Source organism: Brevundimonas pishanensis, assembly GCF_022750635.1.
GTDB lineage: Bacteria > Pseudomonadota > Alphaproteobacteria > Caulobacterales > Caulobacteraceae > Brevundimonas > Brevundimonas pishanensis.
On record NZ_JAJKBG010000007.1, the window covers coordinates 1 to 23,549 of the forward strand.

Sequence of the window (23,549 nt, forward strand, 5' to 3'; positions counted from 1 at the left end):
GACCTCAGGAGACTAACCTAATTCGCTCGAATGGAAGCCGTTTTTACACAGCCTCAGTCGGTAGGTGACGGCACAGGTGAAGCGATTGAGTTGCGGACCGCATCACCCCATATTCTTGGTCTGGCCTGCCTATGATCCTCAGGCCACGTCTGGAGCGAAGAATTGCGTATCGAAGTGAACGGGCAGGGGCGTGACACGTCTGCCGCCACCATTCTGGGCCTCATCGAAGAGCTGTCGCTGGACCCGCGCAAGGTTGCGGTCGAGCGCAATCTGGAGATCGTACCGCGTTCGCTGCATGCCACCACCGAGCTGGCCGACGGCGACAAGATCGAGCTGGTCCAGTTCGTCGGCGGCGGCTGAGCCAGATCAAATCCCGTATCGCGGCTTTAATGCGGGACGGGTTGCGGCTAACTGTTCCTCATGACCGAATCCGCACCTCGCACCGATAGCTGGACCGTCGCTGGTCGCACCTTCAACTCCCGCCTGATCGTGGGCACGGGCAAATACCGTGACTATGAGCAGAACGCCGCCGCTGTGGTGGCCTCGGGCGCGGAAATGGTGACGGTGGCCGTGCGCCGCGTGAACCTGACGGACCCAGGCCAGCCGGTCCTGACCGACTATATCGATCCCAAGAAATACACCTATCTGCCCAACACGGCGGGCTGCTTTACCGCAGAAGATGCTATGCGCACCCTGCGTCTGGCCCGCGAGGCCGGTGGCTGGACGTTGGTGAAGCTGGAAGTCCTGTCGGAACAGAAGCACCTGTATCCGGACATGGAAGAGACCCTGCGGGCGCTGAAGCTGCTGACCGCCGAAGGCTTCGAGGTCATGGTCTATTGCACCGACGACCCCGTCTATGCCCGCAAGCTGGAAGATGCAGGCGCAGTCGCCATCATGCCGCTGGGCGCGCCGATTGGCTCGGGGCTGGGTATCCAGAACCCCATCAACATCCGCATGATCGTGGAGCAGTCCAAGGTCCCGGTGCTGGTGGATGCTGGTGTGGGCACGGCTTCGGATGCGGCGGTGGCGATGGAGCTGGGCTGCGACGGCGTGCTGATGAACACCGCCATCGCCGAAGCCCGCGATCCGGTTTTGATGGCCAGCGCCATGAAGCACGCGGTCATTGCGGGGCGCGAATCTTACCTCGCTGGCCGGATGAAGAAGCGCATGTTCGCCGATCCGTCCTCGCCGCTGGCGGGCCTGATCTAAGGCAAGAAAAAGGGCCGGAGAGCAGATCGCTTTCCGGCCCTTCTTGTATCTGGGATCGGCTTATTTGACCGCTTCGATCATCTTCTCGACCTCGGCGGGGTCGATGCTGGCGCTGGTCTTGCCGTTGACGAAGAAGGTCGGCGTGCCGCGCAGGCGCAAGGTTGCGCCGATGGTGTGAATGTCCGCGATCTGGCGAACAGCCTCCGGCGAGGTCATGAACTGGTTGGCCTTGGCCATTTCCACGCCAGCCTGTTTCAGGATGTCGTTCACGGCGTCTTCGTCCAGAGCGCGCTCGGCCATCAGGGCATCGTGGACGGCCAGATATTTGCCTTGATCATGCGCCGCCAGCGCTGCGCGGGCGGCATAGTTGGACGTGACCGTCGAGCCATTGTCGAGAATCGGCCATTCCTTGAAGATGAAGCGCACCTCGGGGTGGCGGTCCATCATGGCGCGGTACGGTGCGGCCACGGCCTTACAGCCAGGGCAGCGATAGTCGAAGAACTGGATCACCGTGACCTTGGCGTCTGCCGGACCGAACATGGGATCGCGGGTATCGGCTTCCAGCAGGCGAGGATTGGCGGCGACGGCCTGATCAATCGACGAGGTTGCGCTCTGGTCTTCCAGCGACTGTCGCGCTTCCAGCATCTCATCGAGAATCTGCGGGTTCTGCAAAAGGTAGCCGCGCACATCTGCGCGCGGTCCAACGCCCAGATAAGGTAGACCGGCCAAGACCAGAGCTGCCGCCGAAATGGCGACAGCCGCCCCCGCCAATAGCGAAGAAGGTGCACCGGACGACGAGCGGTGTTTACCGTTCTGTTCGGGCACGGCGGTGTTGTTTGCGGGCGGAGGCATGTCGGTCATAAAGTCTGGTACTCGTCTGGGACGGGAGTGTTAGTTGGTGCCGGGCGGCTGGACCTGCTGGCCGCGACGCTGCTGGTTACGGCGCTCGGCGGCGGCAATGTCGTCTTCAGACGCGCCGGACGCCAGAACGATGTCGGTCGCACGGCGCCATTCGATGCTGTTGCGGTCCAGCATATCGCGGGCGCGCAGGGCGAACTCGTTGGCCTGACGCGGTTGGCGTAGCGCGAACCAGTATTCTGCCGAGGCCAGACGGGCTTCACCCTCTTTGCCCTGATTGGCATAGGCCTGACTGAGCAGACGCCAAGCCATCGAGTTATCGTCCTCGCGGGCGAGGGCGAACTTCAGCTCTGTCTCCGCCTTGGCAGTGTTCTCGGGCGTACCGCTTTCAAGCAGGGCGTGGGCGAGGTTGATGCGGAGAAGTGGCGCTTCAGGCAGTAGCTGTACGGCGCGCGAATGGGCTTCAAGCGCCTCGGCCGGACGGCCTTCTTCGAAGATGATCTGGCCCTTCAACTCCCACAGATAGGCGTTCTCCGGCTGCTCGGCCAACAGCGCGTCTACAGCCTCCAAGGCCTTGTGGGTCTGGCCGTCGCGATACCAGGCGATGGCGCGAGCATAGCGGGCAGGGAACGAGGTATCCGAGGTAGGATATTCAAGCAGCGTCGTGTTCGGGTGCTGCATAAATCCGCGAATCTTGGCGATCACCAGCGCGTGCTGGGCAATACGCTCCTCGCTGTCACGCTTATCGTAGTTGGACGCGCGCTCAACCGGACCGCGCAAAGCACTGATGCGCTGGGATGACAGCGGGTGGCTGCGGAAATAGGGGAAGCGGCGGGCGTCGGAGAAAACTTCCTGCGAGCGGAAGTTCTCGAAGAACTCGACCAGACCGCGACCGGATTCGCCTGCACGCTCCAGTGCGCGTGCACCGGTGATGTCGGCTTCGCCTTCCTGCGACTGCATGTAACGCAGCGCGCCCAGTGTGCCGAAATACTGGCTTGATGCGATCAGCGCCGCGCCTGCATCGGGTGCACCAGCAAGTGCAGCCAGAGCGCCCAGCGCCATGGTCATGATCATCGGCTGCATGCCCGCATTCTGGGCACCGTCGCGCAGGGTGTGACGATTTTTGATGTGACCGGCTTCGTGCGCAATCACGCCCAGAAGCTGGTTCGGATTCTTGGTTTCAAGAATAAGGCCGGTGTTCAGGCCCATAACCCGCCCGCGTGTAGCCCACGCATTCAGGCTGTCATCGTTGACGAGCAGGATTTCGACTTCGTCAGGGTCCAACCCCATGGCCGTGATCGTCGGCGCGGACCATTGGTGAATGATCCCTTCGATCTCTGTATCGCGGATCAGACTTTGTGCGGATGCGGGGAGGGCGGCGGCCATCAGCGCAGCCGCCGCCGTCCCTGCTACCAGCAGACGGGGAAGAACAGTGGAAAACCGGATCATGGTGAACTCCAGAGCAACGGCCTCCCTACTGTCTTCACGTCAAATCATGGCCGATCAACGGCGCCACCAGCCGCGCTTCGGCTTTTCAGGCGGAGCGACGATCTGGTTTGGATCGTTGGCGATAATGTCTCCGACTGCAAGCGGAGCCTCCTCCACCGCGTCAACAAGGACGGGAGCGGGGGCCTCGACCACAGCCGGAGCGACCTCGGCAACAGGAGCCGCAACAGGTTCCGGACGCACTTCTTCGTGGCGGACTTCCTCGATAGCCTGTTCGACAGCAAAGGCCTGAGCGGGCGTCACGTCCAGTTTGGCCGGTACGGCCTCTTCGGCGTCACGGGCGCGCTCGGTTGCCTTCTCGACGATCCGGTCATCGGGGATGACAGCGACGAACGGCGGCTGGTCGTCCGATGAAGCCTCGACCGGGGCGGCGTCTTCCAGAGCCGGTTCGGCGCTTCGGGTCTTGCGACGGACGCGGCGGCGTTTCGGTGCTTCGTCGATCGTAGCTTCGACAGCGACAGTCTCTGCCGGAGCCGCAGCTTCCGCTTGATCATCCGCTTCGATCACAGTTGCGATCGGCAGATCGGGGTTACCTTCGACCGGCAGGCCTTCGTTGCTGGCGCGATCCTCGGCCTTGATGTCCGAAGGCGTTTCTTCCTGATCGCGGTTGCGACCACGGCCACGACCACGACGACGGCGCGAACGACGGCCTTCGCCCTCGATCTTCACTTCGTCCAGCGAGGCGACTTCGTTCTCGACACCTTCGACGGCTACCGCTTCTGCAACCGGACGCGGGGCGCGTTCCGGACGCTCGGGGCGTTCCGGGTTCAGCGGGTCGAACCAGACGTAAGGGTCATTGAGCGACGGCGTGCGGCCGCGCACCCAGGTGTAGACGTCGCGATCACCTTCTTCACGCGAACGACGACCGCCTCGGCGGCCACGGCGACGACGGCCGCCACGGCCTTCTTCGTCTTCGTCGTCGGTCGGGGCAGCGGCTTCGACTTCTTCTTCACGGCGACCACCACGGCGGCGGCGACGGCGGCGGCCACCACGGCCATCCTCGTCACGTTCGGCGCGTTCAGCGTCTTCACCATCTTCGTCGCTGTCGTCGTCCGAAGCGTCAGAGGCGACGTCGTCATCGTCCTCTTCTTCCTCTTCGTCGAAGATGGCGTGATCGTCGATGCCGTCATCCAGAACCGACAGGTCGAACTGGTCCTGCGGAGCGGTGAACTCTTCGTTGGTCTCGGTACGCTCGATATGGTGCTCACCTTGAGCCAGCGAGTCGTCGATCTGAACGATGACCTTGAGGCCACGCATCTGTTCCAGACGCTGCAGATAGTCGCGCTTGTGGTTCAGGATGTAGATGGCCACAGCGGTCGAGACGCGCAGGGTAATGCAACCGGCACCATTACGGCCCGCTTCGATCTCTACGGCACGCAGGGTGGTCAGCGAAGCGGACTCTGCCGACCGCACGCGGCCGGTGCCCTGGCAGCAGGAGCAAGCCTCGGTCGCGCCTTCGATGACGCCGAGGCGGCGACGCTGGCGGCTGATTTCCATCAAGCCGAAGGGCGAGATGCGACCCATTTGGATGCGGGCGCGATCTTGAGCCAGTGCGTCCTTCAAAACCTTTTCGACAGCGCGGTTGTTCTTCGATTCATCCATGTCGATGAAGTCGATGACAACCAGACCGGCCAAGTCGCGCAGACGCAGTTGGCGGGCGGCTTCGACGGCGGCTTCGATGTTGGTTTTGACGGCGGTTTGCTCGACGTTCCGCTCTTTGGTCGAGCGACCCGAGTTCACGTCGATGGCCACCAGAGCTTCGGTCTGGTTGATCACCAGATAGCCGCCCGACTTCAGCGGAACGACCGGCTGGTGAATCTGAGTCAGCACTTCCTCGATGCCGTTCGAGGCGAACAGCGGGCGGGTGCCTTGGTACAGATGAATCTTTTTGGCCTGCGATGGCATCAGCACGCGCATGAAGTCGCGCGCCTGCAGGAAGCCTTCGATGCCTTCGACCTGAATGCCGTCGAAGTCCTTGTCGTACATGTCGCGCACGGCGCGACGGACTAGGTTCTCTTCTTCGTAGATGACAGCCGGTGCGGTCGATTTCAGCGTCGTCTCGCGGATGGTCGACCACAGACGCAACAGATATTCATAGTCGCGCTTGATCTCGGCACGGGTGCGCTTTGCGCCCGCCGTGCGGATGATCAGGCCCATGCCTTCCGGCACCTTCAGCGCGGCAGCGGCAGCTTTGAGGCGGCGACGGTCCGAGGTGTTGGTGATTTTGCGGCTGATGCCGCCACCCTTGCCGGTGTTCGGCATGAGCACGCAGTAACGACCGGCCAGCGACAGCCAGGTGGTCAGGGCAGCACCCTTGGCACCGCGCTCGTCTTTCACGACCTGGATCAGCAGGACCTGACGGCGCTTGATGACGTCTTGAATCTTGTAGCGACGCATCAGGCGGCGCTTCAGACGTTCCTCGTCGGCCAGACGGCCTTCGGAATCGCCTTCGTCGTCGCGGTCCAGATCTTCGTCTTCATCCTCGTCGCCCGCTTCGGCCATGATGGCTTCGCGGTCGGCGACCGGGATTTGATAATAGTCAGGGTGAATCTCGTTGAAGGCGAGGAAACCGTGACGGTTGCCACCATACTCAACGAAAGCCGCCTGAAGGCTCGGCTCTACGCGCGTAACCTTGGCTAGATAGATATTGCCGCGGAGTTGACGACGACCGCGGGATTCGAAATCGAATTCCTCAACTTGACGGCCGTCCACGATTGCGACGCGCGTTTCTTCCGCGTGCGCCGCATCGATCAGCATAGTCTTGGACATGTAGTGTCTCTCTCAGGCGCGCCAGCCCGTGCCCCGCGAGGTTCCTCGCATGGATGAACCCCGTCAGCAGGGGAGCGGCTCGCCAAATGTGGATGGGGCCACGCGCACACATCGTCGCCTCGCGGATCGCGAGGTCGGCATTCGATTGCCGGACGGTGACGCAGGCGTATTGGCCCATGGGTTCTGTCGGTCCGGGGTCTGGTCGCGCCAACATTAAAGAGGCTGCGGTCCAAACCCGCTTGATCCTAGGGCAGGGAGCTGTTGCCAACCCACCGTCGGAATAGGGTGAAATAAACTAGCAGCCGCGAGGAGGGCGTGCCCGACGCCGCACAGGGGCGTAGGCGCGATCGGTCGCGGTCCATGAACAATAGGCGCCATTCTGACAAAATGCAAAAACATTGCGCGAAAGGATATCTTTACGAAATCCTTAACAGTCAGAGGCTAGCTAGAAACCCTAGAATAAGAAGGAGTCCGTCTGGGCGATGCGCGTTCTGTGGCGTGAGGGTCTTACGCGTTGGGGGCTGCGAGAGTGGTCACTGACCGCATTAGCGGTCGTGGTCATGCTTTCGGCAGTGCTGATGGCTGGCCTCGGACTTGCGCGTGGATCGGACATACAGATCAAGTCGGTTCGCTTTGGCGGCGATGCGCAACGCACGCGCGTCGTTATCGACCTGTCGCGTGAAACCCGCGGGCGCGTACTTCTGGACGGCACGACCGGTCGTGTCAGCGTGGCTCTGGCAGATATCGACCCCGGTCGCGGTCTGTCGGGCAATGGCTCGGGACTGGTTAGCGCCTATCAGCTTGAAAATGGTGCAGGCGGTACGCGCGTCAATCTGGATCTGGCACGTGGAGCGACCATCGAGCGCCGCTTCCTGCTGCCGCCGGGTGATGGTGTTGCCAACTATCGCTATGTGATTGACCTCAAGGCGACGGGCGCTGCCGAGGCTCCGGTGATGGCCTCGCGCCGCCCGCAGCCGCGTGCCGAAAAGCCGCTCATTGTAATCGATGCCGGTCACGGTGGCCGCGACCCTGGTGCACGCGGCGACGACGTTTGGGAGAAGACGGTCACGCTGGCGGCTGCCCGCGAGTTGAAGACAGCGCTTGAGCGCACCGGTCGCTACCGTGTGCGCCTGACCCGCGATGCCGATGTCTATGTCGTGCACAGCCGCCGCGTGCAGATTGCGCGTGATGCTGGCGCGGACCTGTTTATTTCCCTGCACGCCGACGCAGGAACCGATCCGGCTTTGCGCGGTGCATCGGTCTATACCTTGTCGGAGCAGGGCGCTGGCCGCGCTGTTCGCGAGTTCACGGCAAACGACGACTGGCAGCGCAATCTGCGTCTGCCAGGGCGTGATGCTTCGGTTGACCGTATCCTGCTCGACATGACCCAGCGCGCGACCCAAAACCGTTCGGCGCAGTTCGCCCGCGTGCTGCTGACCCATCTCGAAGCTGACAGCCACCCGATGCTGCGCCAAAGCCACCGCGCTGCGGGATTGGCCGTTCTGCTGGCTCCGGATGTGCCGGCCGTGTTGCTGGAGATGGGTTTCATCACCAATCCGGAAGACGGCCGTGTCCTTACCGACGAGCGTTCGCGTCGTCGTCTGATGCGCACGGTGGCCGAGGGTATCGACCGCTATTTCCGTGAACCCTCCGCTCAGGTCCGCGTCGCCGGAACGGGCGGGCAGGGCTAAGGCCCTTGCAGATAAACAAAGGCCCCCGTGCGAACGGGGGCCTTTTTCGTATCCGGTCCGGACCGTTTAGCGCTCGCGGTTGAAGGCGGGCTTGGGCTTGGAGAACTCGTTCATGACGTCGGCCAGATCGATGAACTCGTCGGCTTGGCGGCGTAGATCGTCGCTGATTTGCGGCGGCTGGCTCTTGGTGGTGGACACGACCGTTACGCGCACGCCCTTGGCCTGTACGGCCTGAACTAAGCGTTTGAAGTCACCGTCGCCCGAGAAGAGAACAACTTCGTCGAGGTGAGGGGCAAGCTCGAGCATGTCGACGGCGATCTCGACGTCCATATTGCCCTTGGTGCGGGTGTGGCCCTGTGCATCGGTAAAGCGGCGTACCGGCTTGGTCATGACGGTAAAGCCGTTGTAGTCCAGCCAGTCCACAAGGGGGCGAACCGGTGAGAACTCTTCGCCTTCCACGATGGCAGTATAGTAATAAGAGCGGATCAGGCGGCCATCACGGCCGAAGAACTCCGACAGCTTGCGAAAATCGAGATCAACGTTAAGCGAGCGCGCCGCCGAATAGAGGTTGGCACCGTCGATAAAAAGCGCAATGCGGTTGGGGGACGTCATCAATATAGATCCTGATAAAAAGGCATTTTGGTTTGAGTGCGCAAAATCCACCCCTGTCGGGTGAAATCGATCTTGCAGATGCAGTCATCGTCGCACTGGGCGCGAATGACAAGGGGCAGTTTGCCACGTGCCAGCAAGGCTTGGAGCGCGCGCTGGAGCAGTTGGAAGCCAGCGGATGCCGTATCATCGCCCGCTCGGACTGGTGGGAATCCGCCGCCTGGCCCAACCCCAGTGATCCGCCCTTTATCAATGGCGTGATCGTTATCGAAACCGAACACAGCCCAAAGGCGCTGATGGCTCTCCTTTCGCGAATCGAGGACCGACTAGGGCGGGTGCGTTCGGTCCGGAACGCTCCGCGCACTTTGGATCTGGATTTGATTGCCTATGGTCGGGTGACCGACGACCTGGACGGCCTGTATCTGCCGCATCCCAGGGCGGAAGAGCGCCTGTTTGTCATGGGGCCCCTTGCGCAGATCGCCCCGCACTGGCGGCATCCGCTCAGCCACAAGACGGCTCAAGCGCTTGCGGCCAGCGCGACCGTCGGGCGGGATGCAAAGCCGGTGATTTAAGACGAAAGCCGCGAATATCTCGCTGTTTTCCTGCCGAAAGCGGGTCGGTTGCCGTTGCACAACTGGCCTCGCTTCTATATTTTGTGTGGTTCTCCCTGTCGCCCGAGGAATTTCATGGCCCGCGTCACTGTCGAAGATTGCATCGAAAAGGTGCCGAACCGCTTTGGTCTGGTTCTGCTGGCTGGTCACCGTGCGCGTAACATCGCCAACGGTGCTGCGCTGACCATCGACCGCGACAATGACAAGAACCCTGTCGTTGCCCTGCGCGAACTGGCTGACGAAACCGTCAAGCCGGACGAACTGTACGAAAACATCATCACCACCCTGCAGCGCGTCGACGAACGCACTGAGGCCGAGGATGAAGCCGAAGTCGTGGCGCTGCTGGCCGAGCCGCAGCACATGAACATGGCTGAAGCCGAACTGATCCGTGCGCTGCAAAGCGACCGTGACGGTGGCCAGGAGGAACGCTACTGACGGCACAGCCTGTCACTGGCGTCACTATTATTCCGGCGCGTCCTTCGGCGGAAACGCCGTCGGCTGAGCCTACCGAGAAATCGGTTTCAACGGCGTCGTCCCCATCAGGGGCGGCGCCGTTGGCGTCTGCGGCATCTGGTCCCGGTGGCCGCCGCACCCCTGTGATGCGTCAGTTTGAGTTGATCGACGCCGTAAAGGCCTATGATCCAACTGCCGATGAGGCCTTGCTCAACAAGGCCTATGTTTATGCGATGAAGATGCACGGCTCGCAGTTGCGGGCCTCTGGCGATCCGTATTTCGCGCACCCGATCCAGGTGGCCGGTATTCTGACCGACTACAAATTGGATACGGCGACCATCGTGACGGCGCTGCTGCATGATGTGGTGGAGGACACCTCTGCCACGCGTGACGACATCGCCGCCATGTTCGGCGAAGAGATTGCTGTGCTGGTAGAGGGCGTGACCAAGCTGTCGCGTCTGGAGCTTCAGGCCGAGCATACGCGTCAGGCCGAGAACCTCCGCAAATTCATCCTCGCCATTTCGCGCGACGTGCGGGTGCTGCTGGTCAAGCTGGCGGACCGCCTGCACAACATGCGCACGCTCCAGTACGTAAAGCCTGAAAAGCGCGAGCGCATCAGCCGCGAAACGTTGGAAGTCTATGCGCCGCTTGGCCGCTCGATCGGTATCCACTCGATCGCGTCGGAGCTGGAAGAGCTGGCGTTCACGCACCTGAACTCCACAGCCCGCACGGCCATCGAGCGTCGCCTCGAAGCTTTGAAGCTGGAGCATGGCAGCGCCATCCAGACTGTCTCGAAAGAGATTGTGCGCGTCCTCGAAGAGCAGGACCTGTCCGCCTTCGTCAAAGGTCGCGAGAAGACCCCGTATTCGATCTGGCGCAAGCTGCAGCGCAAGACGGTGGGCTTCTCGTCGCTGTCCGACATCTATGGCTTCCGAGTGATCGTGGAGACAGAGGACGACTGTTATCGCGCACTGGGGATCATCCACCGCGCGTGGCCCATGGTGCCGGACCGCTTCAAGGACTTCATCTCGACGCCCAAGTCGAACAACTATCGCTCGTTGCATACGACCGTCGTTGGCCCCGGTGGCCTGAAGGTTGAAATGCAGATCCGCACCGAGGCGATGGACCGTGTCGCCGAAGACGGCGTGGCTGCGCACTGGCGCTATAAAAATGAATCCTACGGCTTCGACCGTGAAGCTATGGAAGCCGATGGTGGCCGTGACCCGCTGCTGAACCTGCGCCATCTGGTGCAGGTGATCGAGCACGGGGAGGGCGGCGAAGACTGGGTCGAGCACGCCAAGCTCGAGATGTATCTCGATCAGGTGTTCGTCTTTACGCCCAAGGGTACGCTGATCAGCCTGCCGCGCGGCGGTATGGCGCTGGACTTCGCCTATGCAGTGCATACCGAGGTCGGCGATACCGCCGTCGGTGTGAAGATCAATGGTGAACTCAAGCCTATGCGCACGGCCCTGCAAAACGGGGACGTCGTAGAGATCATTCGCGGCTCCAAGGCCGAGGTGCCGACCGACTGGCGCAGCCTGACCGTGACGGGCCGCGCCCGTTCGGCCATCCGTCGCCATATCCGCACCTCCGAGCGCGAAGAGTTCATCAAGCTGGGCCGAGCGTCGCTGGAGCAAACTCTGGCCCATGCGGGCAAGTCGCTTAAGGACGTGACGCTCAAGTCGGCGCTAGAAACCCTCACGGTCGCCAGCGAGGACGACCTGTTCGACGCCGTCGGACGCGGGCGTATTCCGGTGACACGTGTCGCGGAAATCCTGTTCCCCGCCCTGAAGGACCAACTGCAGTCCCATGGTCAGCGCAAGAGGATCGAGGCGTCCTCGGCCCGTCTGTTTGTGCGCGGCTCGGGCCTGACGCCGGGGGTCAGTATCCACTTTGGTGAGTGCTGCTGTCCGGTTCCGGGTGACCGCATTGTCGGCATCCATGAACCCGACGTTGGCCTGACGGTCCACACCATCGACTGCCAATCGCTGGCGGACTACGCCGACGACGACAGCGTATGGCGCGACATGCAGTGGACACCGCAAGCGGAACGCGAAGGCATCGGTGCCGTCCGGTTGGCGGCAACCATGCGCAATGCACCGGGCGTTCTTGGGCAGGTGGCCACGATCATCGGCGAGGCAGGGGGCAATATCCTCAACCTGTCGCTGGCCCACCGACAGTATGACTTCTTCGACGTCACGCTGGACGTAGAAGTGAAGGACGCCCGCCACGCGACCATGATTCTGGCTGCATTGAGAGCCAACCCGTCGGTAGATACGGTTGACCGCGTTCGCGGCTGATCAGGCCAGAGGACCAAATCATGGATGACGAACAGCGCCGCGCGGCCAATGCTGCCCAACTGGCATCACCGTCCTATCGCATGGCGGCGATGGACCCTGATTTCCTGTTGGGCGATTCAATGCGCGGCGTGCGTTTCCAGATGGAATACGCCAAGGCCGAGGAAGCCCTGAAGGCATGGGGCGTCCGCTCGACCATTGTGGTGTTTGGGAGCGCGCGGGTGGCTGTCGCGCATCGATGGTACGAAGGCGCGCGGGCCTTTGGCCGTCTGGCGTCTGAGCGCGGAGGTGCCATCCGTAATACAGTCGGACAGCCTCGTGATAACGTCATCGCCACGGGCGGCGGCCCCGGCATTATGGAAGCGGCCAACCGCGGGGCGGCCGAGGCGGGCGCACCCTCCATCGGCTTTAACATCACCCTGCCGCACGAGCAGGTTCCAAACCCCTACAGCACGCCCGAACTGACCTTCCGGTTCCATTACTTCGCCATGCGCAAGATGCATCTGGCCATGCGGGCCAATGCGCTGGTGGTGTTCCCGGGCGGGTTCGGGACTTTGGACGAACTGTTTGAAATCCTGACGCTTCGTCAGACGGGTAAGGCACCGCCTATACCGATCGTACTGTTTGACGAAGGTTATTGGCGCAGCATCATCAACTTCGAGGCGCTCGCCGAGCACGGAATGATCAAGCCTGACGATATGGGTTTATTCTCGTTCGCTGACGATGCCCAGACAGTCTGGGACAAGCTGCTGGAAGGTGGCCTGGCTCCCGGCGAGAATATAGATTGATCCCTTGGCCCTTGAGGGGCAGGGCCGGCAAGGCTAAGGACCGCGTTCATGAACACTGAAGACGTCCTCAACGAGTTCCGCGAAGCCGGCGCCCTGCGCGAAGGCCATTTTGTTCTTTCCTCGGGTCTGCACAGCCCCGTTTTCCTCCAGAAGAACCTCGTGTTCATGGACGGCGAACGCTGCGAGCGTCTGTGCAAGGCACTGGCCGAAAAGATCGTTGCCACGGTTGGGCCTGTTGACGCGGCGATCTCGCCTGCGGTCGGCGGCATTATTCCTGGCTATGAAACCGCCAAACACTTGAAAGTCCGCTCGATGTACGTCGAGCGCGTGGACGGCGAGTTCAAGCTGCGTCGCGGCTTCTCGGTAGAGCCGGGCGAGAAGGTCGTCATGGTCGAGGACATCGTCACGACGGGCCTGTCGTCGCGTGAATGTATCGAAGCCATCAAGAAGGCGGGAGGCGACGTGATCGCTGCGGCCTGCGTCGTTGACCGCTCGGGCGGCAAGGCAGACGTTGGTGTGCCGTTGATTGCCTTGGCTACGCTCGACGTTCCGGCCTATCCTGCGGACGCGCTGCCGCCGGAACTGGCGGCATTGCCAGTTGAAGATCCGGGCAGCCGTCGTCTGTCCAAGTAAGGAAGTACCCGATGACCCGTCACGTTCGCCTTGGCGTCAATATCGACCACGTCGCCACGGTTCGTAACGCGCGTGGCGGGGCACATCCCGATCCCGCGCGAGCGGCCGAACAGGCGCTCGCGGCGGGGGCTGACGGAATTACTGCGCACCTGCGCGAAGACCGTCGCCACATCACCGATGCCGACATCGATGTGTTGAGCGCGCTTTGCCGGCGTGCCAACCGTCCGTTGAACCTCGAAATGGCCGTGACGGACGAGATGCTGGCTATCGCTCTGCGTCACAAGCCGCACGCGGCCTGTCTGGTGCCGGAACGCCGCGAAGAAGTGACAACCGAGGGCGGCCTTGCTGTTGCGGGCCACGAGGCGCGTATCCAGCCGGTCGTAAAGGCGCTGGCCGATGCGGGTATCCGCGTTTCCCTGTTTATCGAACCGTCCGAAGAACAGGTTGCTTCGGCCGCGGCCGTCGGTGCTCAGGTGGTCGAGTTCCATACCGGCCGATATTGCCACCTGTCCGGAGCGGACCGCGCGGTGGAGTTTGATCGGTTGAAGGCGGCTGCTACTCAGGCCCATGGGCTGGGGCTGGAAGTCCACGCCGGCCACGGATTGGACTATGCGACGGCCGCGACCATTCTGGATATTCCCGAGATTGTCGAACTGAACATCGGCCATTTCCTGATCGGGGAGGCGGTGTTTGTGGGATTGGACGCTGCGATCCGCCGCATGCGTGCCGCTATGGATGCGGCTCTGCTGGGGAACGGCGCGTGATTATCGGCATCGGCTCCGATCTGTGCGACATCCGCCGGATCGAGGAGACGCTGGAGCGGTTTGGCGACCGTTTCAAGAAGCGGTGCTTTACACCGATCGAGATCGCCCGTTCGGACCGCAAGCCTGATCCATCGTGGAGCTATGCAAAGCGTTTTGCCGCAAAGGAAGCCTGCGCTAAGGCGCTGGGGACGGGCATAAGGTCCGACGTTTACTGGCGCGACATGGGGGTGGTGAACCTGCCGTCCGGTAAGCCGACGCTTCAGTTGACGGGCAATGCCGCCGAGCATTTGCAGCGCCTCACGCCCCAAGGCCACACGGCGCACATCCATCTGACGATGACCGATGAATACCCGTATTCTCAAGCATTCGTAATCATCGAAGCCTTGCCCGCCGCCTGATCAGAGATTAGGCGGATATAAACCTCGCACGGTGCGGGGATTCGAGCAGACCATGAGCGACGACACCAAGGCTGAGTTTGGTGAAGCGGACGCGGCATTCGATACGCCAGCCCGCCAACCCGTTTGGAGTGACGAAGGAGATGCCCCTTTCGATCTGGGGGATGATCCGGAAGCCCTTGAAAGCGAAAAGCCGATAACTGCGCCGCGGCGCCGAAAGAAGGCCAAACCTGTGACCGAGAAAAAGTCCGCGGCGAACGAGACCGTCGAAATCATCAAGACGATTGTCTTCGCTCTGTTGATTGCACTGGTCGTTCGCGTCCTGTTGTTCCAGCCCTTCACCATTCCGTCGGCCTCGATGGAGCCGAACCTGTACGAGGGCGACTATATCGTCGTGTCCAAGTGGTCTTACGGCTATTCCAAGCATTCGATCCCGTTCAGCCCGCCGCTGTTTGAGGGTCGTGTCTTTGGCAAGGCTCCGGCGCGTGGCGACATCGCCGTGTTCAAGCTGCCGCGTGACACCAAGGTTGACTACATCAAGCGCGTGATCGGCCTTCCGGGTGACAAGGTGCAGATGCGTGGCGGCAAGCTGTTCATCAATGACCAGCCTGTTGACGACGTCGTGGTCACCCAGGCCGAGATGAACGACCTGTTCGGCACCCGTTCGCTGGCCAAGGTCCGCGAAACCATTCCAGGCGGCAAGACCTTCATGACGCAGGACTTCGGTCCAAACTTCGAACTGGACAATACGCCCGTCTTCGAAGTCCCGACCGGCCACTACTTCATGATGGGTGACAACCGCGACAACTCGATCGACAGCCGCGTTGAAATGTCGATGGGCGTTGGCATGGTTCCGGAAGAGAACCTCGTCGGTAAGGCGCAGGTTATTCTGGTGTCGTGGTCGCCGGGTGCGAGCCTGTTCAATCCGGTCAGCTGGTTCTCCAAGCTGCGTCCGAGCCGCTTCTTCCAAAAGTTGAGCTAATGGCCCCCAACATCAACCAGAGGGCTGTCGCGATTCAAAAGCTGATGGCCAATCTGGGCTATGAGTTTTCCAACCGCGACCTGCTGGAGCGGGCGTTGACCCATTCCAGCGTCAGCGACGGCTCCTTCTCGGGGCCGGGCGATAACGAACGCCTCGAGTTCCTCGGTGACCGCGTGCTGGGTCTGCTGGTCGCGGACATGCTGGTGCGCGACTTCCCCGAGGCCGATGAGGGTAAGCTTTCCGCGCGCCTGCATTCGCTGGTCGACAAGAGCGCCTGCGCCCGTGTCGGCGAAGCGCTGGGTATCGGTCCTGCTCTTCGACTTTCCGCCGGTGAAACCAAGACCGGTGGCCGCAGAAAGGCCGGAGTTATAGCCGATGCTGTAGAGGCTATTCTGGCGGCTGTTTATCGCGACGGCGGTCTGGATGCCGCCCGGGGCGTTTTCGAACGCGCATGGGCGAAGGAACTGGCTTCCCCGCCGGAACCGGCAATCGTGAACCCCAAGTCGGCGCTTCAGGAATGGGCGCAAGGACAGGGTCGCCCCTTGCCAACCTATACCATTAAGGAGCGTAGTGGCTCCGACCATGCCCCGACCTTCAAGGTCGAGGTTGTCGTTCAGGGCTATGAACCGGCTCTGGCGACAGGACATTCAAGACAGGAAGCCGAGAAGGCCGCTGCTGTCGCACTTATGAAACGTGAAGGCGTAATTTGACCGAGACTGAAAACACCCCCGTCCAGACCGAACAGCAGCGCGCAGGCTTTGCCGCCATCATTGGCGCGCCCAATGCTGGCAAGTCCACGCTGGTAAACCGGCTGACGGGATCCAAGGTTTCGATCGTTACCCAGAAGGTTCAAACAACGCGCTTCCCCGTGCGCGGCATTGCCATGCACGACGCTGCCCAGATCGTTCTGGTCGACACCCCCGGCGTGTTCAACCCGCGCCGCCGCCTCGACCGCGCCATGGTCGCATCGGCGTGGGCCGGTGCCGAAGACGCTGATGTCGTGGTTCACCTTGTTGACGCTCAGGCACACCTTGGTGCCCAAAGCCGTGACGGCACGCCGGCAGACCGCAAGTCGGCCGAAGACACCGAAACGATCATCAAGAATCTGAACAAGATGGGCCAGAAGGTTATTCTGGCGCTGAACAAAATCGACGGAATGCGTCGCGACACCCTGCTGGCGCTGTCGCACAAGCTTTTCGAAACGGGTGCCTATTCGGAGGTCTTCATGATCTCGGCGGAATCGGGCGACGGCGTGGACGACCTGAAAGCTCGTCTCGCGTCCGCCATGCCGCAAGGCCCGTGGCTATACCCTGAAGATCAGGCTGCGGACGTTCCTGCCCGCGTTCTGGCCGCAGAAATTACCCGCGAGAAGGTCTATCTGCGCGTCCACGAAGAGCTCCCGTATTCGGCAGCTGTCGAGACGACCAGCTTTGAAGATCGTCCTGACGGTTCGGCCCGCATCGAGCAGACCATCTATGTTGAACGTGAAAGCCAGCGCCCGATCGTTTTGGGCAAGGGCGGCCAGACCCTGAAATGGATCGGCCAGAAGTCGCGCGAAGAACTGGAAGTGCTGTTCGATCGCAAAATCCACCTGTTCGTGACGGTCAAGGTTGATCCGAAATGGCAGGACACCAAGGCCATGTACTCGCAGTTCGGCCTCGAATTCGACGTTTAAGAGTTCAGTGTTTCAAGTTCCCCAAAAGGCAAGCCGTCGGCCCTGGTTGCTGATCGGTATTGCTACGGCGGCACTGCTGGGCGGGGGTATCACTCTCGCCCGGTTGCACGCCGACAAGACCCCAGAGGCGACGCACGTTTCGGCGGATGCCAACCCGCTTCTGGAGCGGCCCGAACTCGCCGTCGTCAAGCAACTGCCACAGTTGAAAGAGCGGCTCGACCGTATGGCCGCGAACAAGCAGTTCACAGGCGCGGTTCTGGTGGCCGAGGGCAACAAGGTACTGTTCCGTCAGACCTATGGCATGGCCAATTACGAGCAGAAGACACCGTTTGAACTGGATACGCGATTCCGTCTGGCTTCTGTATCGAAACAGTTCACCGGCGTTGCCATTCTGAAGCTTCAGGATGAGGGCAAGCTGTCGGTCAATGATCCCGTGTGCAACTGGATCCAGCCGTGCCCACCCCGCTGGGCCGATGTGCGTATCCACCACCTCATCAGCCACACCTCGGGCATTCCCGATCTGATGGCACAGGCCAATTGGGGAACTGTGCGGGTCACGCCGCATACGCCCGAACAGCTTCTGGCCAATGCCGCGCGCTACGGGCTCCAGTTCCAGCCGGGCGAGAAGGTTCGCTACAACAACGTCGGCTTCAACCTGGCGGCCTATATTGTCTCGCGCGCCAGCGGGATGTCCTTCGAGGATTATATCGAGCGCGAGTTCTTTGCCCCGTTGGGAATGAAGGACACCGGCTCTGATGTCCATGCCAACACGCCCAACCTGGCGATGGGCTACGGCCTGTTTCCGCAGGGCCTGACCCCGCAACCTCTGGCCAACGTCAGTGTGGTTCAGGGGGCAGGGGCCCTATATTCGACCATGGACGACCTGTTGATGTGGAACCTCGCGCTCCACAACGGTCTGATCCTCAAGCCTGAGTCCTATGCCGATCTGATCCGCGACCACTCGCCCGCCGATACGCCGAGCGAACGCGGGCGTCCGCATCGAGCCTATGGCTATGGCATCTTTATGAACTCGCTAGGCGAGCGCGTTTCGCCTTCATTCAGCGAGCCCCAGATTTACCACACGGGCTCGTGGTCGGGTTTCCGCAATCTTGTCACCTATGAGCCGACGCGCAAGATCACGGTGGTCGTTCTCTCGAACAACTACCACCTGCGTGATCAGGTGCTGTTGATCAGCCAGCAGGGGATGGCCGAAGCGCTGGGCAAGCCGTTTCCGACGGCGCTTTCCCGCTAAAACAACAAAGGCCGGATGGGCGAACCATCCGGCCTTTTTATCATCGTGAGGGTGGGGGACTTCCTCAGGCGGGCAGCATGCTGCCGGTCTCGATGAAACGTTGGTGCCACGACAGGGCTTCAGTCAGCATGTGCGGCGATTGCAGGCCGTAAGACGACGTCAGGGCGCGATCGTAATAGTCCTGCAACATGTCGCGATACATTGGGTGGGCGCAGTTGTTGATGATCACCTTGGCGCGCTGCTTCGGCGATAGTCCGCGCAGATCGGCCAGACCCTGCTCGGTCACGATGACCTGCACGTCCTGCGTGATGTGGTCGACGTTGGACGCCATGGGCACGATGGCCGAGATCTTGCCACCCTTGGCCGTCGACGGGGTGACGAAGCACGAGATGTAGGCGTTGCGGGCAAAGTCGCCCGAGCCACCGATGCCGTTCTGGATGCGCGAACCCATAACCTGCGTCGAGTTGACGTTGCCATAGATGTCGGCCTCGATCAGGCCATTCATTGCAATACAGCCCAGACGGCGGATCAGTTCAGGGTGGTTCGAGATTTCCTGCGGACGCAGGATGATGCGCCCACGGAACTGCTCCATGCGGCTGTTGAGGTCCGCAGCGGCTTCCGGCGACAGGGAGAATGCAGTCGCCGAGGCAACCGTCAGCTTGCCCGAGTCCAGCATGTCCAGCATGCCGTCTTGCAGCACTTCGGTATAGGCGGCCATACGCTCGAACGGGCCGTCGTTGAGGCCTGCCAGCACTGCATTGGCGACGTTACCCACGCCCGACTGCAACGGCAGCAGCGAAGCGGGTAGGCGGCCTTGCTTCACTTCGTTCTTCAGGAACTCGATCAGGTGGCCGGCGATGGCGCGGGCGTTGTCGTCTGGTGCGGCGAACGGCAGGTTGCGGTCCGGTGCGTCGGTCTCGACGATGGCCTTGATCTTGGCGGGGTCGACTTTGAAGGTCGGCTGACCAATCAATTGGTCGGCTTTGACCAGCGGGATCGGCACGCGGTTTGGCGGCAGGGCCGTCCCGTAATAGATGTCGTGCATGCCTTCGAGCGCCGGGTTCTGCCAGCGGTTGACCTCGAGGATGATGTTTTCGGCGCGGTCCAGCCACGTCTTGTTGTTGCCGACCGACGAGGACGGGACCAGATCGCCGTCTTCGGTGATGCCAGCCACCTCGACCAGAGCGGTGTCCAGGGGGCCAAGGAAACCCTGCCATGCAACCGGAGCCACCTGCGACAAGTGCATGTCCAGGTATTCCATCTTGCCCGAGTTGATCTTCTCGCGGGCAATCGGGTCGGAATTATACGGCAGGCGGAATTCGATACCGTCGGCAGCAGCCAGTTCGCCGTCCAGTTCAGGGCCGGTCGATGCGCCGGTCCAGACGCTGATGCGCATCGGATCGCCGGCTTCGCGCAGTTCTGTCATACGGGTAGCGAGCGCGGAGGGAACAGCCTTGGGATAGCCCGAACCGGTGAAACCGCTCATGCCAACATTGGCACCGTTGGGGATAAGCGCTGCGGCGTCCTCGGCGGACATAACCTTGGATTTCAGCGCCTGATTACGGATGACAGACATACTCGACCCTATAGATGCGCCCCCGTTAACTCAGAGCGCTGTGTATGGCTTAAAGGTGGCAAGTGCCGGATTCCAATGCGCCTTTGGTCGTAACCGCAGAGCCATGCTCGGTGACCTTCGGCAAATAAGCATCCAGTTTCCGTCTTGGTCATGAAGGTGTAGTGTCCAAACCATGAACATTCTCGCCTTGCTCATGATCGCTGCGGCTTTGCAATCCCCGTCCGACGGACCCGATATTGCTGGCGCGGACGCTTTGCTGGATCGCTTCCATCAGGCGGCCTCGCGGGCTGATGGCGAAACCTATTTCGGCTTGTTCACGCCGACGGGCCGCTTTGTCGGCACCGACGAGAGCGAGCAATGGAACGTTGAGGAGTTTCGCGCCTATGCCGAGCCTTACTTCTCTCAAGGACGCGGCTGGACCTATATGCCACAGACGCGCGAAGTACGTTTGGCACCTGTGGCATGCCAATGCGTGGCGACGTTTGATGAAGTGCTCAGCAACGACAGCTATGGTCTGGTGCGGGGCTCAGGCACGCTGATCCGGGGCGAGGATGGCTGGAAGATCGAGCATTATGTGCTCAGCTTCATCGTTCCCAATGACAAGGCGCGTGAAGTCGTCGCCGTTATAAAAGCCAAATAAGTTGGAATTTCAGGACGAAGCCTTTGTGCTGTCGGCACGCGCCCACGGCGATACCGGCATGGTGGTCGAACTGCTGACCGAACAGCATGGTCGTCGCGCTGCCTATGTGGCGGGCGGCGCGTCGCGCCGGATCAAGCCGTTTTTGCAACCGGGGGCCAAGGTCTTGGCCGAGTTCCGGTCGCGCACGTCGGACCAGTTGGGATCGGCCCGGCTGGAACCGATGGGCGAGGGGCCTGCCTCCCTGTTTGATGATCCGGTGGCCCTGACCGGACTGAGTGCCGCCGCCGCCGTCGCGGGCGGAGCCTTGCCGGAGCGCGAGCCTTTTCCGGGGGCCTTCTATGCGTTCGACGCCTTGATGTCGGCTTTCGGGATTGCCGACATCTGGCCGGCAATTTTCGTGCGCTATGAAATGGGGCTGCTGGAGTCGCTGGGATTCGGTTTGGACCTCAGCCGTTGCGCCTCAACGGGCGACACTGATGATCTGGTCTGGGTCAGCCCGCGCACGGGCCGTGCTGTCAGTCGCAAGGCAGGCGAGCCCTATGCCAATAAATTATTGACCCTGCCGCCGTTCCTGTTGGGGGCGCAGGCGGGACTGGACGACGGTGACGTGCGCGACGGTTTGACCCTGACGGGGCATTTCCTTGAGCAGTACGTCTTTCATCCGATGAATAAGCCGCTTCCTCCGGCGCGGTTCTGGATGATCGACAAGCTGGAAGCGGCCCAGAGGCTTTAGTCCATGCTGGCGCGATCCGTGCGCCAGTCGAACAGGCTCTCCAGCACCTGAATGGCCTTGCCGCGCGGGCTTTCCAGCCTGGGATCACGGTGCAGGACCAGACGCGCATCGTCGGCGGCGGCCAACAACAGGTGGCGGTGCTTGATCGGGTCGGTAAAACGATAGGCGGGGAAGCCGCTCTGCTTCAGGCCCAGCGGATCACCACCGCCACGCAGTCGGAAGTCCTCTTCGGCGATCAGGAAGCCGTCCTCGCTGTTGCGCAGGATTTCCAGACGCTTGGTGGCTATCTCACCGAGTTCGCCGTTCTCGCCCGCGCCGTAGAGCAGGATGCACGAAGACGCCTTGGCCCCGCGCCCGACGCGGCCGCGAAGCTGGTGTAGTTGCGCCAGACCGAAGCGGTCTGCGTGTTCGATCACCATGATGGACGCATTGGGTACATCCACGCCGACCTCGACCACGGTCGTCGCCACCAGAACCGGCAGTTCGCCCGCGGCGAAGCGGTTCATAACCGCCTCGCGCTCGGCACCGTTCATCTGTCCGTGCGCCAAACCGACCTCGGTGCCGAGGAATTTGCGCAGGGCTTCGGCGCGGTCTTCGGCGGCGGCAAGGTCGATAGCCTCGGACTCGGCCACCAGAGGGCAGATCCAATAGGCCTGCGCGCCTGCCTCCACAGCCGCTTTCAGCCGCTGGGCCACTTCCTTGATGCGGGCCAGCGGCACGACGGCGGTCGTGACGGGCGTGCGGCCCGGTGGCTTTTCGTTCAAGCGGCTGACGTCCAGTTCGCCGTACTGCGTCAGTTCCAGCGTGCGCGGGATGGGCGTGGCCGACATGGACAGCAGGTGGACGCCCTTGCGGCCCTTGTCCTGAAGCTGCTGGCGTTGGCGGACGCCAAAGCGGTGCTGTTCGTCGATGACGGCCAGAGCGAGGTTGTCGAACTCCACCGCATCCTGAAACAGGGCGTGGGTGCCGATGGCGACCTGAACCTCGCCCGCAGCAATGGCGGCGGCCTTTTTGCGTTTGACGGCAGGCGTGTCGCGTCCGGTCAGCAGGATGGACGTGATGCCCGCCTCGGCCAGCATGGGACCGAGCTTTTCATAGTGCTGGCGCGCGAGGATTTCGGTCGGGGCCATCAGGGCCGACTGGAAGCCGCTGGAGGCCGCATCGGCCAGAACCACGGCGGCCACAGCGGTCTTGCCCGAGCCCACATCGCCTTGCAGCAGGCGGGCCATTTGCTCGCCGGACTTCAGGTCGTGGCGGATTTCCTCGATGGCGCGGGCCTGTGCGCCCGTCAGTTTAAAGGGCAGGGCGTCCAGCAGGCGGTGCGAGGCCTCGCCCGCGCGGATGACCGGCGCAGGCGTCGCCTGACGCGTGGCCTTGCGACGCGCCAGCGCCATCTGGTGCGCCAGCAGTTCGTCATAGGCCAGACGCTGACGGGCAGGGGCATCGGGCAGCAGGTCGGCTTCGTTCTGGGGCCCATGAACGGTTTGCAGCGCCGTTTGCCAATCCGGCCATTTGCGCTGTTTGATCCACGCCTCGTCCTGCCATTCCTCCAGCGCGGGGGCCAAGGCGACCGAGGCCATGCACAGCTTGCGAAGCTGGCGCGAGGTCAGGCCTTGCGTCGCCGGATAGGTCGGCTCGGCGACAGGAATTTCGTCGGCCTTTTCAGGCGGCAGGATGTAGTCGGGGTGCGAAATCTGCACCTCGTTGTTGAACCGCTCTACCTTGCCGGTGACGATCCTCTGCGAGCCCGCGGGGGCCAGCCCCTCGATATGGCGCGGCGATCCTGCAAACCAGATCAGATGCACAAAGCCCGTACCATCAAAGGCACGGACCTTGATCGGGGCACCGTGGCGGTGCGGCATGATCAGCTTTTCAATGGTGACATTGAAAATGCCGATCTCGCCCTCGACCGCGTCGGCAGCCGTGGCGCGGCGGCGCTGGATCACGCCGTTGGGCGGATAGAAGGCGAGGTCGCGCACGGTCGGCCCTGCCAGTTTCTGGATCAGGGGTGCCATACGCGGGCCCACGCCCTTCAGGGTCGTGACGTCCGCAAACAGGGGGAAGAGAATCTCTGGCCGCATCACAATCACCATAGCCTGACCAAGAGA

Annotated in this window: 22 protein-coding genes; 16 read left to right on the forward strand and 6 right to left on the reverse strand. The window is 62.0% G+C overall.

Annotated features, from left to right (window positions below; all coding sequences use genetic code 11):
* The first annotated feature begins 162 nt into the window (after positions 1–162).
* Together thiS and LOX95_RS12565 are read left to right on the forward strand one after the other, a co-directional pair.
* Positions 163–360 carry a sulfur carrier protein ThiS gene (thiS, locus tag LOX95_RS12560; RefSeq protein WP_242915147.1) on the forward strand — a complete coding sequence of 66 codons (198 nt, stop codon included), beginning with the start codon at positions 163–165 and terminating at the stop codon, positions 358–360.
* A 60-nt stretch (positions 361–420) separates the two neighbouring features.
* Positions 421–1,209, forward strand: coding sequence for a thiazole synthase (locus tag LOX95_RS12565; protein WP_242915149.1), 789 nt, complete (start codon positions 421–423; stop codon positions 1,207–1,209).
* 60 nt (positions 1,210–1,269) lie between these two features.
* Here the strand turns inward: LOX95_RS12565 and LOX95_RS12570 are convergent, their stop codons facing one another.
* From LOX95_RS12570 to LOX95_RS12580, 3 genes are read right to left on the reverse strand one after another with little or no spacing between them, the layout of a single operon-like run.
* Complete coding sequence (locus tag LOX95_RS12570; RefSeq protein ID WP_242915151.1) at positions 1,270–2,070, reverse strand: thioredoxin domain-containing protein; 801 nt, start codon at positions 2,068–2,070, stop codon at positions 1,270–1,272.
* Positions 2,071–2,100: 30 nt separating this feature from the next.
* Positions 2,101–3,516, reverse strand: coding sequence for a M48 family metalloprotease (locus LOX95_RS12575; RefSeq protein ID WP_242915153.1), 1,416 nt, complete (start codon positions 3,514–3,516; stop codon positions 2,101–2,103).
* A 54-nt stretch (positions 3,517–3,570) separates the two neighbouring features.
* The gene (locus tag LOX95_RS12580; protein ID WP_242915155.1) at positions 3,571–6,342 is read right to left on the reverse strand and encodes an Rne/Rng family ribonuclease; all 2,772 of its coding nucleotides are present in this window, start codon (positions 6,340–6,342) and stop codon (positions 3,571–3,573) included.
* Positions 6,343–6,824: 482 nt separating this feature from the next.
* On the opposite strand from LOX95_RS12580, the gene LOX95_RS12585 reads away from it, so the two are divergent.
* The gene (locus LOX95_RS12585; protein WP_242915157.1) at positions 6,825–8,033 is read left to right on the forward strand and encodes an N-acetylmuramoyl-L-alanine amidase family protein; all 1,209 of its coding nucleotides are present in this window, start codon (positions 6,825–6,827) and stop codon (positions 8,031–8,033) included.
* 66 nt (positions 8,034–8,099) lie between these two features.
* Here the strand turns inward: LOX95_RS12585 and LOX95_RS12590 are convergent, their stop codons facing one another.
* Positions 8,100–8,645: a LabA-like NYN domain-containing protein gene (locus LOX95_RS12590; RefSeq protein ID WP_242915159.1), complete on the reverse strand. Its 546-nt coding sequence runs from the start codon at positions 8,643–8,645 to the stop codon at positions 8,100–8,102.
* Between the two features lie 32 nt (positions 8,646–8,677).
* Between LOX95_RS12590 and folK the strand changes: the two genes are divergently transcribed.
* The 11 genes from folK to LOX95_RS12645 all read left to right on the forward strand — a co-directional run bounded on the left by folK (position 8,678) and on the right by LOX95_RS12645 (position 18,492).
* Positions 8,678–9,214, forward strand: coding sequence for a 2-amino-4-hydroxy-6-hydroxymethyldihydropteridine diphosphokinase (gene folK / locus LOX95_RS12595; protein ID WP_242915161.1), 537 nt, complete (start codon positions 8,678–8,680; stop codon positions 9,212–9,214).
* Positions 9,215–9,328: 114 nt separating this feature from the next.
* Entirely contained in the window at positions 9,329–9,688 is a 360-nt protein-coding gene (rpoZ, locus tag LOX95_RS12600) for a DNA-directed RNA polymerase subunit omega (RefSeq protein ID WP_242915163.1), read from the forward strand.
* 164 nt (positions 9,689–9,852) lie between these two features.
* Positions 9,853–12,006 (forward strand): RelA/SpoT family protein, encoded by a 2,154-nt coding sequence (locus LOX95_RS12605; protein WP_242915165.1) that lies wholly within the window; start codon positions 9,853–9,855, stop codon positions 12,004–12,006.
* Between the two features lie 20 nt (positions 12,007–12,026).
* Positions 12,027–12,791, forward strand: a complete 765-nt coding sequence (locus tag LOX95_RS12610; RefSeq protein ID WP_242915167.1) for an LOG family protein — start codon at positions 12,027–12,029, stop codon at positions 12,789–12,791.
* 48 nt (positions 12,792–12,839) lie between these two features.
* Positions 12,840–13,424 (forward strand): orotate phosphoribosyltransferase, encoded by a 585-nt coding sequence (gene pyrE / locus LOX95_RS12615; RefSeq protein ID WP_242915169.1) that lies wholly within the window; start codon positions 12,840–12,842, stop codon positions 13,422–13,424.
* A gap of 11 nt (positions 13,425–13,435) precedes the next feature.
* A complete protein-coding gene (locus LOX95_RS12620) occupies positions 13,436–14,188 on the forward strand; it encodes a pyridoxine 5'-phosphate synthase (RefSeq protein ID WP_242915171.1) in 753 nt (250 codons plus the stop codon).
* On the forward strand, positions 14,185–14,586 hold the full coding sequence (gene acpS / locus LOX95_RS12625; protein WP_242915173.1) for a holo-ACP synthase: 402 nt from the start codon (positions 14,185–14,187) through the stop codon (positions 14,584–14,586). Before LOX95_RS12620 ends, acpS begins: the two co-directional genes overlap by 4 nt.
* A 52-nt stretch (positions 14,587–14,638) precedes the next feature.
* Positions 14,639–15,565 carry a signal peptidase I gene (lepB, locus tag LOX95_RS12630; protein ID WP_242915175.1) on the forward strand — a complete coding sequence of 309 codons (927 nt, stop codon included), beginning with the start codon at positions 14,639–14,641 and terminating at the stop codon, positions 15,563–15,565.
* A gap of 11 nt (positions 15,566–15,576) precedes the next feature.
* On the forward strand, positions 15,577–16,275 hold the full coding sequence (rnc, locus tag LOX95_RS12635) for a ribonuclease III (RefSeq protein WP_242915334.1): 699 nt from the start codon (positions 15,577–15,579) through the stop codon (positions 16,273–16,275).
* Complete coding sequence (gene era / locus LOX95_RS12640; protein ID WP_242915177.1) at positions 16,272–17,240, forward strand: GTPase Era; 969 nt, start codon at positions 16,272–16,274, stop codon at positions 17,238–17,240. Before rnc ends, era begins: the two co-directional genes overlap by 4 nt.
* Before the next feature lie 46 nt (positions 17,241–17,286).
* Positions 17,287–18,492: a serine hydrolase domain-containing protein gene (locus LOX95_RS12645; RefSeq protein WP_242915179.1), complete on the forward strand. Its 1,206-nt coding sequence runs from the start codon at positions 17,287–17,289 to the stop codon at positions 18,490–18,492.
* A gap of 64 nt (positions 18,493–18,556) precedes the next feature.
* Here LOX95_RS12645 and scpC read toward each other — a convergent pair whose 3' ends face one another.
* Positions 18,557–20,068, reverse strand: a complete 1,512-nt coding sequence (gene scpC / locus LOX95_RS12650) for a succinyl-CoA:acetate CoA-transferase ScpC (protein ID WP_242915180.1) — start codon at positions 20,066–20,068, stop codon at positions 18,557–18,559.
* 172 nt (positions 20,069–20,240) lie between these two features.
* Between scpC and LOX95_RS12655 the strand changes: the two genes are divergently transcribed.
* Together LOX95_RS12655 and recO are read left to right on the forward strand one after the other, a co-directional pair.
* A complete protein-coding gene (locus tag LOX95_RS12655; protein WP_242915181.1) occupies positions 20,241–20,708 on the forward strand; it encodes a nuclear transport factor 2 family protein in 468 nt (155 codons plus the stop codon).
* A gap of 1 nt (position 20,709) precedes the next feature.
* Complete coding sequence (gene recO / locus LOX95_RS12660) at positions 20,710–21,441, forward strand: DNA repair protein RecO (protein ID WP_242915182.1); 732 nt, start codon at positions 20,710–20,712, stop codon at positions 21,439–21,441.
* On the opposite strand, the gene recG is transcribed toward recO, so the two are convergent.
* Positions 21,438–23,522, reverse strand: coding sequence for an ATP-dependent DNA helicase RecG (gene recG / locus LOX95_RS12665; protein ID WP_242915184.1), 2,085 nt, complete (start codon positions 23,520–23,522; stop codon positions 21,438–21,440). The two genes, recO and recG, sit on opposite strands and share 4 nt — an antisense overlap.
* Between the last annotated feature and the right edge of the window lie 27 nt (positions 23,523–23,549).

Coding starts and splice junctions, on each gene's coding strand:
- LOX95_RS12565 (WP_242915149.1), top strand. CDS start 421: ATGACCGAATCCGCACCTCGCACCGATAGCTGGACCGTCGCTGGTCGC.
- LOX95_RS12570 (WP_242915151.1), bottom strand. CDS start 2,070: ATGACCGACATGCCTCCGCCCGCAAACAACACCGCCGTGCCCGAACAG.
- LOX95_RS12575 (WP_242915153.1), bottom strand. CDS start 3,516: ATGATCCGGTTTTCCACTGTTCTTCCCCGTCTGCTGGTAGCAGGGACG.
- LOX95_RS12580 (WP_242915155.1), bottom strand. CDS start 6,342: ATGTCCAAGACTATGCTGATCGATGCGGCGCACGCGGAAGAAACGCGC.
- LOX95_RS12585 (WP_242915157.1), top strand. CDS start 6,825: ATGCGCGTTCTGTGGCGTGAGGGTCTTACGCGTTGGGGGCTGCGAGAG.
- LOX95_RS12590 (WP_242915159.1), bottom strand. CDS start 8,645: ATGACGTCCCCCAACCGCATTGCGCTTTTTATCGACGGTGCCAACCTC.
- rpoZ (WP_242915163.1), top strand. CDS start 9,329: ATGGCCCGCGTCACTGTCGAAGATTGCATCGAAAAGGTGCCGAACCGC.
- LOX95_RS12605 (WP_242915165.1), top strand. CDS start 9,853: ATGCGTCAGTTTGAGTTGATCGACGCCGTAAAGGCCTATGATCCAACT.
- LOX95_RS12610 (WP_242915167.1), top strand. CDS start 12,027: ATGGATGACGAACAGCGCCGCGCGGCCAATGCTGCCCAACTGGCATCA.
- pyrE (WP_242915169.1), top strand. CDS start 12,840: ATGAACACTGAAGACGTCCTCAACGAGTTCCGCGAAGCCGGCGCCCTG.
- LOX95_RS12620 (WP_242915171.1), top strand. CDS start 13,436: ATGACCCGTCACGTTCGCCTTGGCGTCAATATCGACCACGTCGCCACG.
- lepB (WP_242915175.1), top strand. CDS start 14,639: ATGAGCGACGACACCAAGGCTGAGTTTGGTGAAGCGGACGCGGCATTC.
- scpC (WP_242915180.1), bottom strand. CDS start 20,068: ATGTCTGTCATCCGTAATCAGGCGCTGAAATCCAAGGTTATGTCCGCC.
- LOX95_RS12655 (WP_242915181.1), top strand. CDS start 20,241: ATGAACATTCTCGCCTTGCTCATGATCGCTGCGGCTTTGCAATCCCCG.
- recG (WP_242915184.1), bottom strand. CDS start 23,522: ATGCGGCCAGAGATTCTCTTCCCCCTGTTTGCGGACGTCACGACCCTG.